Annotated in this window: 14 protein-coding genes; 7 read left to right on the top strand and 7 right to left on the bottom strand. The window is 63.5% G+C overall.

Annotation, left to right across the window (positions count from 1 at the left end; genetic code table 11):
* Nucleotides 1-7 precede the first annotated feature (7 nt).
* Nucleotides 8-877: an isocitrate lyase/PEP mutase family protein gene (locus FEM01_RS13560; protein WP_138219994.1), complete on the bottom strand. Its 870-nt coding sequence runs from the start codon at nt 875-877 to the stop codon at nt 8-10.
* Between the two features lie 415 nt (nt 878-1292).
* On the opposite strand from FEM01_RS13560, the gene FEM01_RS13555 reads away from it, so the two are divergent.
* The gene (locus FEM01_RS13555; RefSeq protein ID WP_138219993.1) at nt 1293-2744 is read left to right on the top strand and encodes an MDR family MFS transporter; all 1452 of its coding nucleotides are present in this window, start codon (nt 1293-1295) and stop codon (nt 2742-2744) included.
* A gap of 105 nt (nt 2745-2849) precedes the next feature.
* Here the strand turns inward: FEM01_RS13555 and FEM01_RS13550 are convergent, their stop codons facing one another.
* Nucleotides 2850-3482 carry a TetR family transcriptional regulator gene (locus FEM01_RS13550; RefSeq protein WP_138219992.1) on the bottom strand — a complete coding sequence of 211 codons (633 nt, stop codon included), beginning with the start codon at nt 3480-3482 and terminating at the stop codon, nt 2850-2852.
* Nucleotides 3483-3736: 254 nt separating this feature from the next.
* Here FEM01_RS13550 and ttgA point away from each other — a divergent pair, with 254 nt between their 5' ends.
* The 5 genes from ttgA to FEM01_RS13525 all read left to right on the top strand — a co-directional run bounded on the left by ttgA (nt 3737) and on the right by FEM01_RS13525 (nt 12294).
* Nucleotides 3737-4891 (top strand): toluene efflux RND transporter periplasmic adaptor subunit TtgA, encoded by a 1155-nt coding sequence (ttgA, locus tag FEM01_RS13545; protein WP_138219991.1) that lies wholly within the window; start codon nt 3737-3739, stop codon nt 4889-4891.
* A 3-nt stretch (nt 4892-4894) separates the two neighbouring features.
* Nucleotides 4895-8047 carry a multidrug efflux RND transporter permease subunit TtgB gene (gene ttgB, locus FEM01_RS13540; RefSeq protein ID WP_138219990.1) on the top strand — a complete coding sequence of 1051 codons (3153 nt, stop codon included), beginning with the start codon at nt 4895-4897 and terminating at the stop codon, nt 8045-8047.
* Nucleotides 8044-9486, top strand: a complete 1443-nt coding sequence (locus FEM01_RS13535; RefSeq protein WP_138219989.1) for an AdeC/AdeK/OprM family multidrug efflux complex outer membrane factor — start codon at nt 8044-8046, stop codon at nt 9484-9486. The genes ttgB and FEM01_RS13535 overlap by 4 nt, the downstream gene beginning before the upstream one ends.
* 379 nt (nt 9487-9865) lie before the next feature.
* Nucleotides 9866-11128: an OprD family porin gene (locus FEM01_RS13530; protein ID WP_138219988.1), complete on the top strand. Its 1263-nt coding sequence runs from the start codon at nt 9866-9868 to the stop codon at nt 11126-11128.
* 182 nt (nt 11129-11310) lie between these two features.
* Nucleotides 11311-12294, top strand: coding sequence for a LysR family transcriptional regulator (locus FEM01_RS13525; RefSeq protein WP_138219987.1), 984 nt, complete (start codon nt 11311-11313; stop codon nt 12292-12294).
* Here the strand turns inward: FEM01_RS13525 and FEM01_RS13520 are convergent.
* Nucleotides 12194-12880 (bottom strand): Crp/Fnr family transcriptional regulator, encoded by a 687-nt coding sequence (locus tag FEM01_RS13520; RefSeq protein WP_138219986.1) that lies wholly within the window; start codon nt 12878-12880, stop codon nt 12194-12196. The two genes, FEM01_RS13525 and FEM01_RS13520, sit on opposite strands and share 101 nt — an antisense overlap.
* 89 nt (nt 12881-12969) lie before the next feature.
* On the opposite strand from FEM01_RS13520, the gene FEM01_RS13515 reads away from it, so the two are divergent.
* Entirely contained in the window at nt 12970-13494 is a 525-nt protein-coding gene (locus tag FEM01_RS13515; protein ID WP_138219985.1) for a DUF962 domain-containing protein, read from the top strand.
* A gap of 254 nt (nt 13495-13748) precedes the next feature.
* Here FEM01_RS13515 and pcaC read toward each other — a convergent pair whose 3' ends face one another.
* The 4 genes from pcaC to FEM01_RS13495 are packed head-to-tail and all read right to left on the bottom strand — an operon-like array spanning nt 13749 to nt 17615.
* Entirely contained in the window at nt 13749-14150 is a 402-nt protein-coding gene (gene pcaC, locus FEM01_RS13510) for a 4-carboxymuconolactone decarboxylase (protein WP_138219984.1), read from the bottom strand.
* Between the two features lie 10 nt (nt 14151-14160).
* Nucleotides 14161-14952, bottom strand: a complete 792-nt coding sequence (pcaD, locus tag FEM01_RS13505) for a 3-oxoadipate enol-lactonase (RefSeq protein ID WP_138219983.1) — start codon at nt 14950-14952, stop codon at nt 14161-14163.
* A gap of 11 nt (nt 14953-14963) precedes the next feature.
* On the bottom strand, nt 14964-16316 hold the full coding sequence (locus FEM01_RS13500; RefSeq protein WP_138219982.1) for a 3-carboxy-cis,cis-muconate cycloisomerase: 1353 nt from the start codon (nt 16314-16316) through the stop codon (nt 14964-14966).
* Nucleotides 16317-16325: 9 nt separating this feature from the next.
* Nucleotides 16326-17615 carry an MFS family transporter gene (locus FEM01_RS13495; RefSeq protein WP_138219981.1) on the bottom strand — a complete coding sequence of 430 codons (1290 nt, stop codon included), beginning with the start codon at nt 17613-17615 and terminating at the stop codon, nt 16326-16328.
* Nucleotides 17616-17632: the final 17 nt, after the last annotated feature.

Here is a 17632-nt window from a genome sequence, read left to right as displayed (position 1 = left end):
CGCCAGGTCACTCCTCGACGCTCATGTACTCCTTGGCCCAACGGATGTAGTCCTCAGGCTGGGTGTAGGTGTGCGAAAGTTCGGTGGCGCTGAGGTTTTCCGACTTGTTCTGCTGACCACGTTGCAGGCGCAGGCAGTCGTAGGTGGCCTTGATCGCAGCAAAGTAGGCGGCGTGCCCATCAACCACGATGCGCACACCCAGGCGCGCGAGGCGCTCGTCGTCACGCAGGTTCGGATTGCCGTAGGTGACCAGCATCAGCGGCACGCTGAGGTGTTCGGCGATCTGCTCCAGTTGATCGAAGTCCTTCACCCCCACCATGCAGATACCATCGGCGCCAGCCTTCTGGTAGCTCTGGGTCCGCACGATGATCTCCTCGGTGCTCAGCACGCCGGCGTTGGTCCGGGCGATGATCGCCAAGGCTGGGTCGACGCGTGCCTCAAGGGCCGCGCGGATCTTGCCCACGCCCTCTTCCACGGAAATCAGGTCGGTGGACTTGCGGCCGAACTGGGCCGGCAGCAGGGTATCTTCGAGGGTAAGCCCGGCGACGCCAGCGCGTTCAAGTTCGATCACCGTGCGCATCACGTTGAGCGCATTGCCATAGCCATGGTCGGCATCGGCAAGCACCGGCAGTTGGGCAACGCGGCCGATGCGGGTGGCCTGCTCGACGAATTCACTGAGGGTGATCAGGGCGAAGTCCGGTGCAGCAAGCACCTGCAACGAGGCGACCGAGCCCCCGAGAATACCGACTTCAAAGCCCAAGTCGGCGGCGATGCGCGCAGACATGGGGTCAAACACCGAAGCGGTGTGATAGCACGAACCGGAATCGAACAGTTCGCGCAAGGCATTGCGCAGATCGTGGTGGGAAGCCTTGGGCATGATCACTCCGCTTTATATAGAAAATGTTGAACGGCTGAAAACCGACCCCTGTATCGGGTCTACCTGACTGTTACAACCGTCGCCATCTGGGCGGTCATGCTCGACATGCAGGCAGAGGAATAGAAGGTGTGGACATACAGCGACGCGAAACCCTGCGGCAAATGGCTGCACCACGCTGGTGCAGGCCCCGGATTTCAGCCTCTGCGGCCCTATCACGATATCACGCGGCCATGCTTTGAACGATGAATGGGCCAATGCCGATCTTGCATAGGGGATGCACGTAGTACATAGGAAGCTACGTAACTCAGGTTACAATCGGTCCATTACAAATTGGCTGATCGCCGTTCAGGCCGCCTCCCCGCACACTGTCGGCGCGGACAAGCTCTGCGCTGACCGCCCACCACAAGGTAATCCCGTGACTGCCGCCCTGCCCCCTAGCGTTCTGCGCAGCGTTCTGACCGCACTGATGCTGGCGATCTTCCTCGGTGCCCTGGACCAGACCATCGTCGCCGTGTCGATGCCGGCAATCAGCGCCCAGTTCAACGACGTCGCCCTGCTGGCCTGGGTCATCTCCGGGTATATGGTGGCCATGACCATCGCCGTGCCGATCTACGGCAAGCTCGGCGATTTGTATGGGCGCCGGCGCATGATCCTCACCGGCACGGCGCTGTTCACCCTGGCCTCGATGGCCTGCGGCCTAGCCCAGGACATGCCGCAACTGGTGCTGGCGCGGGTGATCCAGGGGATCGGCGCTGGCGGCATGGTCTCGGTGAGCCAGGCGATCATCGGCGACTTCGTGCCGCCGCGCGAACGCGGGCGCTATCAGGGTTATTTCAGCAGTATGTACGCCCTGGCCAGTGTCGCAGGGCCGGTGCTGGGCGGCTGGCTGACCGAGTACCTGTCGTGGCGCTGGGTGTTCTGGATCAACCTGCCACTGGGGCTGATCGCGCTGTGGGCGATCCACCGCGCCCTGGACGGCCTGTCGGTGAAACGCCGCGAGGCACAGGTCGATTATCTGGGCGCGTTGCTGATGATCATCGGCCTGGGCAGCCTGCTGCTGGGCATCACATTGGTCGGCCAGGGGCATGCCTGGCTGTCCGCACACGTGCTGGCGCTACTGGGGTGCGCGATGCTCGGGCTGCTCGTATTGATTGCCCACGAGCGCCGCTGCCGCGAACCGTTGCTGCCGATGAGCCTGTTCGCTAACCGCACAGCGGTGTTGTGCTGGTGCGTGATTTTCTTCGCCAGCTTCCAGTCGATCTCGCTGACCATGCTGATGCCATTGCGATACCAAGGCATCACCGGTGCCGGTGCCGACAGCGCCGCCCTGCATTTGCTGCCCCTGGCCATGGGGCTGCCGCTAGGCGCCTTCACTGGCGGGCGCATGACCAGCCGCACCGGCCGCTACAAACCACAGATCCTGGCCGGCGCACTGCTGATGCCACTGGCGATCGCCGCCATGGCCCTGACGCCTGTGCAGGCAGGCGGATGGAGTACCCTGTTCATGCTGCTAAGCGGAATCGCCTGCGGCTTGCAGTTCCCCACTTCGCTGGTGGGCACCCAGAGCGCCGTGGAAGCCAAGGATATCGGCGTTGCGACCAGCACCACCAACCTGTTCCGCTCGCTCGGCGGTGCGCTGGGGGTAGCGTGCATGTCGAGCCTGTTGCTGGCGCTGCTGCACCTCGAAGGGTTCGAAATGAGCGGCAACCCGCTGCTGGGCAGCTTGCAAACCGGAGAAACGGACGCGGCAACCCAAGCCCGACTGGTGGAGACCTTCCGCCACCTGTTGCTCGGCAGTGCCAGTGTGGCACTACTGGGATTGATGGCGGCGCTGGCACTGCCGGACCGGCAATTACGCGGGCGCTGAGGCCGTCAGCGTCTGCGCCGCCATGCTGCGCGCGCGGGCGCGACAAGCCTTAATCACCGCTTAATGAAAAGCGGGCAACACTTCCTCACAATCATTCACAAAGTCTCATTTGCGCAGCCCCGGGCTCAAGCGCAGCATATCCAGCCCGGTGTCGACCCATTTCTCGGCATCGCGCAGCAGGTCGAAACTCTCCGGCAACAGCAGCCAGCGCCCGATCAAACCATCGACATACGCGAACAGGGCCACTGCGGCACGCTCGCAATCGAGGTCTGCCGGCAACTGTTGCCGGCGCACCGCGTTACTGAGGGCCAGGGCGATGCCCTCATGGCAATCGATCACGGCGCTCTGGCGCTGCTGGCGGATTTCACACATGTCATCGGTGAACTCGCACTTGTGATGCAGGATTTCGTTGATACGCCGGGTCCGGGCGTCGAGCACCAGCTCGTTGAACACTTGCAGCAGCAGCTTGCGCATGCAGCCAAGCGGGTCAAGCTCGTCCTCGCTCTCGCTGGCACGTGCAAGGTGGTCATGGGTTTCGCGCAAGCTGTCGAGCAACGCCTGGACAAGGTCGGCTTTGTTACTGAAATGCCAGTAGATCGCGCCACGGGTCACGCCCGCGCGTTCGGCGATATCGGCCAGGGTGGTACGCGCAACCCCGCGCTTATAGAAGGCCTTTTCCGCAGCCTCGATGATCTGGGCGCGCGTTTCCTGGGCTTCTTCTTTGGTTCGACGGACCATGGCAGTACAACCTCATCAGGCCCCGCACAGGCAATAGCCGCACGGGAATCAGGCCGGGGTCGCCTCTTGCAGGGCGATACCCGGGAAAATGGATCACTTCGCGGTGGTAATCGAGTACCTGCCGGCGCTATTTACAAACAACCATGAATGTAAGTATATTCCTTAGCAAGCTATTTATCCACCCGATAGCATTCTTCTGACAGAACTCTTCCACTATTCTTGAGCTTCCCTGCTCCTGCGACCCGAGGATCCTCATGCAATTCAAGCCAGCTGTTACCGCTCTGGTTTCCGCCGTCGCCCTGGCAACACTGCTCAGCGGCTGTAAGAAAGAAGAAGCCCCGCCCGCAGCGCAGGCGCCTCAGGTCGGCGTCGTTACCCTACAGCCGCAGGCCTTCACCCTGACCTCGGAACTGCCGGGGCGCACCAGCGCCTACCGGGTCGCCGAGGTTCGCCCTCAGGTCAACGGCATCATCCTCAAGCGCCTGTTCAAGGAAGGCAGCGACGTCAAGGAAGGGCAGCAGCTCTACCAGATCGACCCGGCCGTCTATGAGGCCACGCTGGCCAACGCACAGGCCAACCTGCAGGCTACCCGCTCGCTGGCCGATCGCTACAAGCAACTGATCGACGAGCAAGCCGTCTCCAAGCAGGAGTACGACGATGCCAATGCCAAACGATTGCAGGCCGAGGCCTCGCTCAAGAGCGCCCAGATCGATTTGCGCTACACCAAGGTGCTGGCCCCGATCAGCGGCCGCATCGGTCGCTCCTCGTTCACCGAAGGCGCCCTGGTGAGCAACGGCCAGGCCAACGCCATGGCCACCATCCAGCAGCTCGACCCGATCTACGTCGACGTCACCCAGTCCACCGCCGAGCTGCTCAAGCTGCGCCGTGACCTGGAAAGCGGCCAACTGCAAAAGGCCGGTGACAACGCCGCGCAAGTGCAGTTGGTGCTCGAAGACGGCAGCCTGTACAAGCAACAAGGTCGCCTGGAGTTCTCTGAAGTGGCCGTCGATGAGACCACAGGTTCCGTCACCCTGCGCGCCATCTTCCCCAATCCCGACCATACCCTGCTGCCGGGCATGTTCGTGCACGCGCGCCTGCAAGCCGGTGTCAATGCCAACGCCATCCTGGCCCCGCAACAAGGCGTGACACGCGACCTGAAGGGCGCGCCGACCGCGATGGTGGTCAACCAGGAGAATAAAGTCGAACTGCGCCAGCTCAAGGCCAGCCGTACCCTGGGCCACGACTGGCTGATCGAGGAAGGCCTGAACCCAGGTGACCGCCTGATCACTGAAGGCCTGCAATACGTGCGCCCAGGCGTCGAGGTCAAGGTCAGCGAAGCCACCAACGTCAACAAGCCGGGCAGCTCTGATCAGTCCAGCGCAGCGAAAGCAGACGCCAAAGCGGAGTAAACCATGTCGAAGTTCTTTATCGATCGCCCGATCTTCGCTTGGGTGATCGCCTTGGTGATCATGCTGGTCGGCGCCCTGTCGATCCTGAAGCTGCCGATCAACCAGTACCCCAGCATCGCGCCGCCGGCCATCGCCATCGCCGTGACCTACCCCGGCGCCTCGGCGCAAACGGTGCAGGACACCGTGGTACAGGTCATCGAGCAGCAGCTCAACGGCATCGACAACCTGCGTTATGTGTCGTCCGAAAGTAACTCCGACGGCAGCATGACCATCACCGCCACCTTCGAGCAGGGCACCAACGCGGACACCGCGCAGGTGCAGGTGCAGAACAAGCTCAACCTGGCCACCCCGCTGCTGCCGCAAGAAGTGCAGCAGCAGGGTATCCGCGTCACCAAGGCGGTGAAGAACTTCCTGCTGGTGATCGGCCTGGTGTCCGAAGACGGCAGCATGACCAAGGACGACCTGGCCAACTACATCGTCTCGAACATGCAGGACCCGATCTCGCGTACCGCAGGGGTCGGTGATTTCCAGGTGTTCGGCGCCCAGTACGCCATGCGTATCTGGCTCGATCCGGCCAAGCTGAACAAGTTCCAGCTGACCCCGGTCGACGTCAAGACCGCCGTGGCCGCGCAGAACGTGCAGGTGTCCTCCGGCCAGCTCGGCGGCCTGCCGGCAGTGCCGGGCACGCAACTGAACGCCACCATCATCGGCAAGACCCGTCTGCAGACCGCCGAACAGTTCGGCAACATTCTGCTCAAGGTCAACGCCGACGGATCGCAGGTGCGCGTCAAAGACGTTGCCACGGTCGGCCTGGGTGGTGAGAACTATTCGGTCAGCGCACAGTTCAACGGCAAGCCGGCCTCGGGCCTGGCGGTTAAGCTGGCGACCGGCGCCAACGCCCTGGATACCGCCAAGGCGCTGCGCAAGACCATCAGCGACCTGGAGCCGTTCTTCCCGCCAGGCGTGAAGGCCGTGTTCCCGTATGACACCACCCCAGTGGTCACCGAATCGATCAGCGGCGTGATCCACACCCTGATCGAGGCCGTGGTGCTGGTGTTCCTGGTGATGTACCTGTTCCTGCAGAACTTCCGTGCCACCATCATCACCACCATGACCGTGCCGGTGGTACTGCTGGGCACCTTCGGCATCCTGGCCGCAGCGGGTTTCAGCATCAACACCTTGACCATGTTCGCGATGGTCCTGGCGATCGGCCTGCTGGTGGACGACGCCATCGTCGTGGTGGAAAACGTCGAGCGGGTGATGTCCGAAGAGGGGTTGCCGCCCAAGGAGGCGACTAAGCGCTCCATGGAGCAGATCCAGGGGGCGCTGGTGGGTATCGCCCTAGTGCTGTCGGCGGTATTGCTGCCGATGGCGTTCTTCGGCGGCTCCACCGGCGTGATCTACCGTCAGTTCTCGATCACCATCGTCTCAGCCATGGGCCTGTCGGTACTGGTTGCGCTGATCTTCACCCCAGCACTGTGCGCCACCATGCTCAAGCCCCTGAAAAAGGGCGAGCACCACACCGCCAAGGGTGGTTTCTTCGGCTGGTTCAACCGTAACTTCGACAAGAGCGTGCAAGGCTACGAGCGCAGCGTCGGCACCATTCTGCGCAACAAGGTGCCGTTCCTGCTGGCCTATGCGCTGATCGTGGTCGGCATGATCTGGCTGTTCGCGCGCATTCCTACCGCGTTCCTGCCCGAGGAAGACCAAGGCGTGCTGTTCGCCCAGGTGCAGACTCCGGCCGGCTCCAGTGCCGAGCGCACCCAGGCGGTGGTCGACCAGATGCGCGAATACCTGCTCAAGGACGAAGCCGACACCGTGTCGTCGGTATTTACCGTCAACGGTTTCAACTTCGCCGGTCGCGGTCAAAGCTCGGGCATGGCCTTCATCATGCTCAAGCCATGGGGCGAGCGCTCCGCCGAGAACAGTGTGTTCAACCTGGCACAACGCGCCCAGCAACACTTCTTCAGCTTCCGCGACGCAATGGTGTTCGCCTTCGCCCCGCCTGCGGTACTGGAGCTGGGTAACGCCACCGGCTTTGACGTGTACCTCCAGGATCGCGGCGGTGTCGGCCACGCCAAGTTGATGGAAGCGCGCAACCAGTTCCTGGGCATGGCCGCGCAGAGCAAGATCCTCAGTGCCGTGCGCCCGAACGGCCTGAACGATGAGCCGCAGTACCAGCTGAGCATCGATGACGAGCGTGCCAGCGCCCTGGGCGTGACCATCTCGGACATCAACAACACCCTGTCGATTGCCCTGGGGGCCAGCTACGTCAACGACTTCATCGACCGTGGCAGGGTCAAGAAGGTGTACATCCAGGGGCAACCCAACGCGCGGATGAACCCGGAAGACCTGCAGAAGTGGTACGTGCGCAACAGCGCCGGTGAAATGGTGCCATTCTCCTCGTTCGCCAAGGGTGAATGGACCTACGGCTCGCCGAAGCTGTCGCGCTACAACGGCGTCGAGGCGATGGAAATCCTCGGTGCGCCAGCCCCTGGCTACAGTACCGGTGAAGCCATGGCCGAGGTCGAGCGCATCGCCGGCCAACTGCCAGCGGGCATCGGCTACTCCTGGACCGGCATGTCCTACGAGGAAAAACTCTCCGGCTCGCAGATGCCGGCACTGTTCGCCCTCTCGGTACTGTTCGTGTTCCTCTGCCTGGCAGCCCTGTACGAAAGCTGGTCGATCCCGATCGCCGTGGTACTGGTAGTACCGCTGGGGATCATCGGTGCGCTGCTGGCCACCAGCCTGCGCGGGCTGTCCAACGACGTGTACTTCCTGGTCGGCCTGCTGACCACCATCGGCCTGGCGGCGAAGAACGCCATCCTGATCGTCGAATTCGCCAAGGAACTGCACGAGCAAGGCCGCAGCCTGTACGATTCGGCCATCGAGGCGTGCCGCATGCGTCTGCGTCCGATCATCATGACCTCGCTGGCGTTCATCCTCGGCGTGGTACCGTTGACCATCGCCAGCGGCGCCGGTGCCGGCAGCCAACACGCCATCGGTACCGGTGTGATCGGCGGCATGATCAGCGCCACGGTACTTGCGATCTTCTGGGTACCTCTGTTCTTCGTCGCGGTGTCGTCGCTGTTCGGCAAAAAAGAACACGACAAACACGCCACCCCTGAAACTCCACGTTATGAGGCTGGGCAATGACCAAGTCTTTGTTGTCCCTGGCGGTCACCGCCTTCATCCTCGGCGGCTGTTCGCTGATTCCCGACTACCAGACCCCCGAGTCGCCGGTAGCTGTGCAGTGGCCGCAAGGCCCTGCGTACTCGCCGACCGAGTCGGCCGACGTGGCAGCCGCCGAGCAAGGCTGGCGCCAGTTCTTCCACGACCCGGCGCTGCAGCAACTGATCCAGGCCTCGTTGGAAAACAACCGAGACTTGCGCGTCGCGGCGTTGAACATCGACGCCTACCGCGCGCAGTACCGCATCCAGCGCGCCGACCTGTACCCGGCAGTGTCGGCAACTGGCAGCGGCAGCCGCCAGCGTGTCCCGGCCGACATGTCGCAGACCGGCGAGGCCAATATCACCAGCCAGTACTCCGCGACCTTGGGCGTCAGCGCCTACGAACTGGACCTGTTCGGCCGTGTGCGCAGCCTTACGCAACAAGCCCTGGAAACCTACCTGTCCAGCGAACAGGCACGCCGCTCCACGCAGATCAGCCTGGTGGCCAGCGTGGCCAACGCCTACTACACCTGGCAAGCTGACCAGGCGCTGCTGAAGCTGACCGAAGAAACGCTGAAGACCTACGAAGAAAGCTACAGCCTCACCCGCCGCAGCAACGAAGTCGGCGTGGCATCGGCGTTGGACCTGAGCCAGGCGCGCACCGCCGTCGAAGGCGCGCGGGTCAAGCTGTCGCAGTACCAGCGCCTGGTCGCACAGGACCTCAACAGCCTGACCGTGCTGGTCGGTACCGGCGTGGGCAACCTGCCTGCACCGCTGACTCTGGACGCCAACCAGCTGGCTGAAGTCCCGGCAGGCCTTCCCTCCGAGCTGCTGCAACGCCGCCCGGACATCCAGGAAGCCGAGCACCTGCTCAAGGCCGCCAATGCCAACATCGGCGCCGCCCGCGCAGCGTTCTTCCCAAGCATCAGCCTGACCGCCAATGCTGGCACCCTGAGCCCGACCATGGGCGGGCTGTTCAAGGGCGGCTCGGGCACCTGGCTGTTCCAGCCGCAGATCAACCTGCCGATCTTCAACGCCGGCAGCCTGAAAGCGAGCCTGGACTATTCGAAGATCCAGAAGGACATCAACGTCGCCAAGTACGAAAAAACCATCCAGACCGCCTTCCAGGAAGTCGCCGATGGCCTGGCCGCACGCAAGACGTTCGAAGAGCAGTTGCAGGCCCAGCGCGATCTGGTGCAAGCCAACCAGGACTACTACCGCCTGGCCGAGCGTCGCTACCGTATCGGTATCGACAGCAACCTGACCTTCCTCGATGCCCAGCGCAACCTGTTCAGCGCCCAGCAGTCGCTGATCAGCGATCGCCTGTCGCAGTTGGTCAGCGAGGTCAACCTGTACAAGGCCCTCGGTGGTGGCTGGTACGAGCAGACCCAGCAGCAGGCCTCGATCGACAAGCCCAAGGGCTGATCGATCTGGCTACGGCAAAAAGCCCACCCTCGCGGTGGGCTTTTTGTTACCCGTCGTTCACCTCCCCTGTAGGAGCGGCCTTGTGTCGCGAAAGGGCCGCAAAGCGGCCCCGACAATGTGTGCCTTGGCTGGAATCCTGGGGCCGCTGCGCAGCCCTTTCGCGACACAAGGCCGCTCCTACAAGTGCAGAATTAACTAACTGGAACATTTCGTTCGATAATCGCCCGTTTCCGTTTGCGACGAATTGCCTCGCCCCCACCCTGCCGCGCACCATCCTCCTCGCAACGTTGCACACGCTCTTACAAAAAGACGCCCAGACCCTGTGGTCCGCACCCGCAACGCCACGGCTCGCCCAATAAAAACAAGAGATTCACGACAGATGAGCACTTTGCACCCCGCACGCCAGCTGCTGCCCGGCCTGTTGGCCATGTCCTGCGCCCTGCCCGCCCTGGCCGCCCTGGCCGCCGACGGCGGTTTTTTGGAGGACGCCAAGGCCAACCTCAACCTGCGCAACTTCTACATCAACCGCAATTTCGTCGATCCGGCCAACGCACAAGGCAAGGCCGAAGAATGGACCCAAAGCTTCATCCTCGACGCCCGTTCAGGCTTCACCCAAGGCACCGTCGGCTTCGGCGTCGATGTACTGGGGATGTATTCGATCAAGCTCGATGGCGGCAAGGGTACTGCCGGCACTCAACTGTTGCCGGTGCACGACGATGGCCGTCCTGCCGACGACTTCGGCCGTTTGGGCGTGGCCTTCAAGGCACGCCTGTCGCAGACTGAACTGAAGGTCGGCGAATGGATGCCCGTGCTGCCAATCCTGCGCTCGGACGATGGCCGCTCGCTGCCGCAGACCTTCCGCGGCGGCCAGCTCACCTCGAAGGAGATCGACGGCCTGACGGTGTATGCCGGCCAGTTCCGCGGCAACAGGCCGCGCAACGACGCGAGCATGGAAGACATGTTCATGCAGGGCCGCGCCGCCGTGACTTCGGACCGCTTCAACTTCGCAGGCGGCGAATACACCTTCAACGACAAACGCACCATGCTTGGCCTGTGGGACGCCCAACTCAAGGATATCTACCGCCAGCAGTACCTGAACCTGGTACACAGCCAGCCGCTGGGCGACTGGACACTGGGCGCGAACCTTGGCTACTTCATCGGCAAGGAAGACGGCAGCGAACGCGCAGGCGAGCTGGACAACCGCACAGCCTCGGCCCTGCTCTCGGCGCGCTACAAGGGCCACACGCTGTATGTCGGCTTACAGAAGGTCAGCGGCGACGACGCCTGGATGCGGGTCAACGGCACCAGCGGCGGCACCCTGGCCAACGACAGCTACAACTCAAGTTTCGACAACGCCAAGGAACGCTCCTGGCAGATCCGCCACGACTTCAACTTCGCCACCGTCGGCATTCCGGGGCTGACCCTGATGAACCGCTACATCAAAGGCGACAACGTGCACACCAGCGTGGTGGACGATGGCAAGGAATGGGCACGCGAAACCGAACTGGCCTATGTGGTGCAGTCAGGGACGTTCAAGGACCTATCGCTGAAGTGGCGCAACTCGACCATGCGCCGGGACTACAGCACCAATGCGTTCGACGAGAACCGGGTGATCGTGAGTTACCCGCTGAACCTGCTTTAACAGGCCCGGCCTATTCGCAGGCAAGCCCGCCCCCAGCATCAGCCTGTGGGAGCGGGCTAGCCCGCGCAAAAGCCAGCAGCCCAAAAAGAACAAAAAGACATATATAAATCAAATAACATTCTTTGACGCTATATGTAACAAAAGCTAAAACCGAGTCCTGCCCCTCGTACCAGAGCCCGAGCATGGACCTCCGCCAACTGCGCTACTTCATCGCCCTCACTGAATACCGCAGTTTCGTCCGCGCCGCCGAAGCCATGGGCATCACCCAGCCGGCCTTCAGCCGGGCTATCCAAAGCCTCGAACACACCCTCGGCTGCACCTTGGTCGATCGCGGCAACAAGGCCCTGCCACCAACCCCCGAAGGCCAGGTGGTCCTGCAACACGCCCGCCGCCTGGTACAAGGCGCCGCGCAGTTGAACAACGATGTTCTGCAAATGACCAAACTTGACGCCGGCGAGCTGCATTTTGGCAGCGGCCCGGCCCTGGCCGCGCGCCTGGTGCCCGAGGCCCTGCAACGCTTCATGGCCAGCCACCCAGGCATCCGTAGCGCGCTGCTGGTGGATAACGCCGAACGCCTGGGCCAGGCGTTGCGCCGCGAGCAGATCGAATTCTTCGTCGACGACATCCGCCCCTTCGAGGCTGACCCTAACTTCCACACCGAACCGCTCAGCCCGCGCCCCGGCTTGTTCTTCTGCCGCCCCGAGCATCCGCTGCTGGCCAAGGAAAGCCTGTCGACCAACGACCTGTTCAACTACCCCTTGGCGTGCTCCCTGCTCGCCCCCGGCGTGCGCAAGCGCCTGGCCAACCTCAGCGGGCGCGACGACTTCACCCCGCACCTGCAAACCGAGCACCTGGCCGTGCTGCGCAGCGTGGTGCTGGCCAGCGACGCCATCGGCAGCGCCAGCGAGGAGGCTGTGGCCGATGACCTGGCAGGCGGTAGGCTGGTGCGCCTGCATTGGCGCAACCTGCCACCGGGGCTGGAAGTGCTGAGCGTGCGTTGCGGGATCGTCAGCCGCAGCGGCTACCGGCTGTCACCGGCAGCCCGGGCGATGATCGATACGCTGGTCAGCCTGGATGCTGAGCCAGCGCGCGCAGACGTTGCGCATCGACAATCTCCACCTCACCGTAGCCCAGGCGCAGCACGCCGGACTGCTCGAAGCTCCTGAGTATCTGGTTGATGGTCTGGCGCGACAACGACAGCATCAGCGCCAGTTGCTCCTGGGACAACTGCAAGCGCCACTGCGCGACATCACGCTCGCCATAGCCTTCGGCAATCTGCAGCAATCGATGCGCCACCCGCGGCGCGGCGCCCAGCAGGCTCTGCTGTTCCAAGGCGACGAACACCCAGCGCAGCTTGTGGCTCATCAGCAGGGCCAGTTCACGCCAGTGTTGCGGCTGTCGCTCCAGCCAGTTCAGCAATGCCGCCTGGGGAATCCACAGCAGTCGCGTCGGGCCCTCGGCAAACGCGTCATGGGTTCGCGGCTGGCCGTCGAACAGGCTGATTTCACCGAACCAGTGCGGCGCCTCGACCAAGGTCAACAACGCCTCCTTACCTTCGCTGCTGACCGCCCCTACGCGCATGGCGCCAGCCAGCACCGCATACAGCCCGCAAGGCACGTCGCCGCGCTGGAACAGGCACTGCCCCGCCGCCAGCTCCCGCACCCGCGCCAAGGCGAGCAGGCTATCCTGAACCGGGTCGGGTAATTGCCGAAACCACTGGCCGTGCAGCAGTTGGGAACGCAGCTCGTGCATGACACCTCGCAAACGCACTCTGTCGGCCAGGCGACAGACGACGACGACAGGACGGGGCACGCTGGGCTACCCCTGATGGAGGAACAACAATGAAAAACCTCGTCGAGCACCTGAGTCAATATGCGGCCTACCACCGCGATCCACGCAACATCGCCACGCATTTCGTCGGCATCCCGCTGATCGTGCTGGCGGTGAGTATCCTGCTGTCGCGTCCCGGCTGGGAAGTCGCGGGTATCTGGTTGTCACCGGCGCTGCTGCTGGCGGGTTGGTCGGTGTGGTTCTACCTGCGCCTGGACCTGCGTTTCGGCGTGCTGATGGGATTACTGCTGGGCCTGTGCCTGTGGGCCGGTCAGGCGCTGGCGGTGCAGGCCACCGGGGTGTGGCTGAGTGCAGGGCTGGGCGCGTTCGTGGTCGGCTGGATCATCCAGTTCGTCGGGCACTGGTACGAAGGACGCAAGCCCGCCTTCGTCGATGATCTCAGCGGGTTGATCATCGGGCCATTGTTCGTGGTGGCGGAGCTGGCGTTCATGGCCGGGCTGTGCAGCGAGCTTAAGAAAGCCGTGGAGGCGAATGCCGGCCCGGTGGCGGTGCGCCAGAAGAAGGCGGTCGTGTAGCCTGATACGGGCAATGTGTAGAAGCGGCCTGGTGCCGCGAACGGGGCGCGTAGCGGCCCCAGGATTCCAGTCACATGCACGATCGCCGGGAGGGCTGCGCCCTCCTTTCGCGGCACAAGGCCGCTCCTACAGGGGTAACGCTGGATTCAGGCATTGCACTATCTTGTGGGAGCACCTACACGACCAGTTCTTTGCGCGACAGCGCAGCCCAAAGGGCTGGGGGATCGCCTACACAGGTCCGGCGTTTGATTCGATCAGGTGACCTGCTGACGCGACTCGACCCCCAGCTCATCCCAGACGGCCTCGGCCATGTGGAAGGTGGCATTGGCGGCCGGGATGCCGCAATAGATCGCGCTCTGCATCAGCACTTCCTTGATCTCGTCGCGGGTTACGCCGTTGTTGGCCGCGGCGCGCAAATGCAGCCTGAGTTCATCGTTGCGGTTCATGCCGATCAGCATGGCGATGGTGATCAGGCTACGGGTGTGGCGTGGCAGCCCCGGACGGGTCCAGATATCACCCCAAGCATGCCGGGTGATCATCTCCTGGAACTCGCCATTGAAATCGTTGAGCTTCTCCAGGCTCCGGTCTACATGGGCATCGCCAAGCACCGCGCGGCGTACCTGCATGCCTGCGTCGTAACGTTGTTTCTCATCCATCGGGCAATCCTCAGCGGGCCAGCAGGAAATCGAGCACGCGGGCGGTGAACGCCTCGCCGACCTCGACGTTGGACAGGTGCGCTGCCGGGAATTCGGCATATGTGGCATTGACGATGGCGCTCTGCATGAAACGCGCATGTTCGGGCGTGGTCACCACATCCTCGGTCCCCGCCACGATCAAGGTCGGCACCTGGATGCGCGCGATCTGCGTGCGATAATCGGCATCACGCACCGCGGCGCAGTTGGCCGCGTAACCTTGCGCGCTGGTTTGTGCGAGCATCTGGCAGATGCGCTGGGCCTCAGTCGGCTGCTGCTGTGCGAAAGCCGGGGTGAACCAGCGAGCGATAGAGGCATCGCGTAGGTCGCGCATGGCCTGCTGGCCGCCCTTGAGCACAGTGTCGATACGGGTGTTCCACACCTCGTCGTTGGCGATCTTCGCGGCGGTGTTGCACAGCGTCAGGCTGTGCAGACGATCACCGGCGTTGATCCCCAGCCACTGGCCGATCAGGCCACCCATCGACAGACCAACGAAGTGCGCATGCGCGATATCCAGCGCATCAAGCAGCGCCAGGACATCGCGGCCCAGCTGTTCGATGCTGTAAGGGCCTTCGCTGACCTGCGAGCCACCATGCCCACGGGTGTCATAGCGCAGCACGCGAAAGTGCTCGCTCCAGGCGGGAATCTGCGCGTCCCACATGCCCAGGTCGGTGCCCAGGGAATTGGAAAGCACCAGTACCTGCGCATCGGCCGGGCCATCTATTTGGTAGTTCAATACGCCATCGGCCAATTGCAAAAGCGCCACAGCGGTCTCCTTCAGGCAGTCAAACGTTGATGTTCAGACACGGCCCGCGCCACCCAGACGCGGGCCTGACCGAGGTAATGAGCGGGGTCGAGCAAGCGGTCGAGTTCTTCGGCACTGAGTTCTGCGCTGACCTGCGCGTCATCGCCCAACACCGCGCGCAAATGGCGTTGTTCAGCCACCGCGCGCTGGCAACATTGCTCCAGCAGGTGGTGCGCACGATCACGCCCCAGACGCTGGGCCAGCACGATACTGACCGCTTCGGCCAGCACCAGGCCTTGGGTCAGATCGAGGTTGCGGCGCATGCGCGCAGCGTCCACCTCCATGCCCTCGGCAATCTGCTGCGCCTGTTGCAACGCGCCGGACACCAGACAGCAGATCTCCGGCAAGGTCTCCCATTCGGCATGCCACAGGCCCAGGCTGCGCTCATGCTCTTGGGGCATGGCCGCGAACAGCGTCGAGATCAGCCCAGGCACACGGGTGGCGGCGCCGATCAACACCGCCGCCCCCACTGGGTTGCGCTTGTGCGGCATGGTCGAGGAGCCGCCCTTGCCCGGTGCCGACGGCTCGAACAGCTCGCCGGCCTCGGTTTGCATCAGCAAGCTGACATCGCGGCCGAACTTGCCTAGGCTGCCGGCGATCAAGCCCAGCACCGAGGCGAATTCCACCAACCGGTCACGCTGGGTGTGCCAGGGTTGCTCGGGCAGCTTGAGCTTGAGCTGCTCGGCCAACGCCTCGGCTACCGGCAGCGCCTTGCTGCCTAACGCCGCAAGGCTGCCGGAAGCACCGCCGAACTGCAGCACCAGCAGGCGCGGGCGCAACTCGCTGAGGCGCTGGCGATGACGGGTCAGCGCGCCCAGCACACCGGCCAGCTTCATTCCCAAGGTAACGGGGGTGGCATGCTGCAGCCAGGTGCGCCCCACCAGTGGCGTGTCGGCGTGCAGCAAGGCTTGGCGCGCGAGGGTATCGGCCAGCTTGGCCAGGGCGCCCTCAATCAGCCCCAAAGCATCGCGCAGTTGCAGGATCAGCCCAGTGTCCATGGCGTCCTGGCTGGTGGCGCCCAGGTGCACGTAGCGTTCGGCCTCGGGCACGCCGCTGGCGATCACCTTGCCCAGCGCCTTGACCAGCGGGATCGCCGAGTTGCCCGCCGTGGCGATGGCCTCGGCCAGGGCACGGGTATCGTAGCGCTCGGCCTTGCACCCCGCCTCGATGGCCGCCACGGCACTTTGCGGCACCAGCCCTGCGGCCGCTTCGGCGCGGGCCAGGGCTGCTTCGAAGTCGAGCATGCCCTGTAGCCGGCCACGGTCGCAGAACACCTCGCGCATGGCGGGCGCGGTGAAGTAGGCGTCGAACAGTTGGTTGCTCATGCAACGTCCTTAATGGTCATGGTGCAGGTACTCGGCCTGTTTCGGCAGGCGCAGGCTGAACAGGAAGGCGATGGCCATCATGGCCGTCACGTACCAGTAGAAGGTGTTCTCCATGCCCAGGGTCTTCAAGCCCAGGGCCACGTACTCGGCCGAACCGCCGAAGGCCGCGTTGGCCACCGCATAGGCCAGACCCACCCCCAGCGCACGCACCTGCGGCGGGAACATCTCCGCCTTCACCAGGCCGCTGATCGAGGTGTAGAAGCTGACGATGCACAGCGCCAGGCTGACCAGCAAGAAGGCCATGAACGGGCTGCTAACGGTCTTCAGCGCCATCAGCAACGGTACGGTGAAAAGCGTGCCCAGCGCGCCGAACAGCAGCATCGAGTTACGTCGGCCGATCCGGTCGGAGAGCATGCCGAACACCGGCTGCAAGATCATGAACAGGAACAGCGCCCCGGTCATCACGAAACTGGCGCTCTTGGCGTTCATCCCAGCAGTGTTCACCAGGTACTTCTGCATGTAGGTGGTGAAGGTGTAGAAGATCAACGAGCCGCCAGCGGTGTACCCCAGCACGGTAACGAACGCCGCTGCGTGGTTGCGGAACAACCCCTTGATGGACCCGGCCTCTTTGTCCTGGCGGGTTTCGGCGCTGCTGGTCTCGTGCAGCGAGCGGCGCAGCATCAGCGAGATCAGCGCCGCGATGGCGCCGACCACGAACGGGATGCGCCAGCCCCACGCGCGCAGCTCCTCTTCACTCAGCAATTGCTGCAGGATCACCACCACCAGCACTGCCAGCAACTGGCCGCCGATCAGGGTGACGTACTGGAACGAAGCGAAGAAACCGCGCTGGCCACGAAGCGCCACTTCACTCATGTAGGTGGCGGTGGTGCCGTACTCGCCACCCACCGACAACCCCTGGATCAGCCGCGCCAGCAACAGCAGCACCGGGGCCAGGGTGCCGATGCTCGAATAGGTCGGCAGACAGGCGATCATCAGGGAGCCGAAGCACATCATCAGCACCGAGATCATCAGGGAATTCTTACGCCCATGACGGTCGGCCAGACGGCCGAAAATCCAGCCGCCGATGGGCCGCATCAGGAAACCTGCGGCGAACACCCCAGCGGTATTGAGCAACTGCACGGTGGGATCGTCTGAGGGGAAGAACGCCGGGGCGAAGTAAATCGCGCAGAAGGCATAGACATAGAAGTCGAACCATTCCACCAGGTTGCCCGATGAGGCACCGACGATGGCGAAGATGCGTTTGCTGCGTTCTTCGCCGGTGTAATAGCTTGAAGTCATGGGGGTTGCTCCTGGAG

Source organism: Pseudomonas mosselii (assembly GCF_005796105.1).
Classification (GTDB): domain Bacteria; phylum Pseudomonadota; class Gammaproteobacteria; order Pseudomonadales; family Pseudomonadaceae; genus Aquipseudomonas; species Aquipseudomonas mosselii_C.
The sequence above is the reverse complement of the archived record's forward strand: the minus strand, read 5'-3'. Positions and strand labels throughout refer to the sequence as shown.

Bases quoted from the DNA above. Each gene is read 5' to 3' on its own strand.
- FEM01_RS13560 (WP_138219994.1), bottom strand. From the start codon at position 877: ATGCCCAAGGCTTCCCACCACGATCTGCGCAATGCCTTGCGCGAACTG.
- FEM01_RS13550 (WP_138219992.1), bottom strand. From the start codon at position 3,482: ATGGTCCGTCGAACCAAAGAAGAAGCCCAGGAAACGCGCGCCCAGATC.
- ttgA (WP_138219991.1), top strand. From the start codon at position 3,737: ATGCAATTCAAGCCAGCTGTTACCGCTCTGGTTTCCGCCGTCGCCCTG.
- ttgB (WP_138219990.1), top strand. From the start codon at position 4,895: ATGTCGAAGTTCTTTATCGATCGCCCGATCTTCGCTTGGGTGATCGCC.
- FEM01_RS13535 (WP_138219989.1), top strand. From the start codon at position 8,044: ATGACCAAGTCTTTGTTGTCCCTGGCGGTCACCGCCTTCATCCTCGGC.
- FEM01_RS13530 (WP_138219988.1), top strand. From the start codon at position 9,866: ATGAGCACTTTGCACCCCGCACGCCAGCTGCTGCCCGGCCTGTTGGCC.
- FEM01_RS13525 (WP_138219987.1), top strand. From the start codon at position 11,311: ATGGACCTCCGCCAACTGCGCTACTTCATCGCCCTCACTGAATACCGC.
- FEM01_RS13520 (WP_138219986.1), bottom strand. From the start codon at position 12,880: ATGCACGAGCTGCGTTCCCAACTGCTGCACGGCCAGTGGTTTCGGCAA.
- FEM01_RS13515 (WP_138219985.1), top strand. From the start codon at position 12,970: ATGAAAAACCTCGTCGAGCACCTGAGTCAATATGCGGCCTACCACCGC.
- pcaC (WP_138219984.1), bottom strand. From the start codon at position 14,150: ATGGATGAGAAACAACGTTACGACGCAGGCATGCAGGTACGCCGCGCG.
- FEM01_RS13500 (WP_138219982.1), bottom strand. From the start codon at position 16,316: ATGAGCAACCAACTGTTCGACGCCTACTTCACCGCGCCCGCCATGCGC.
- FEM01_RS13495 (WP_138219981.1), bottom strand. From the start codon at position 17,615: ATGACTTCAAGCTATTACACCGGCGAAGAACGCAGCAAACGCATCTTC.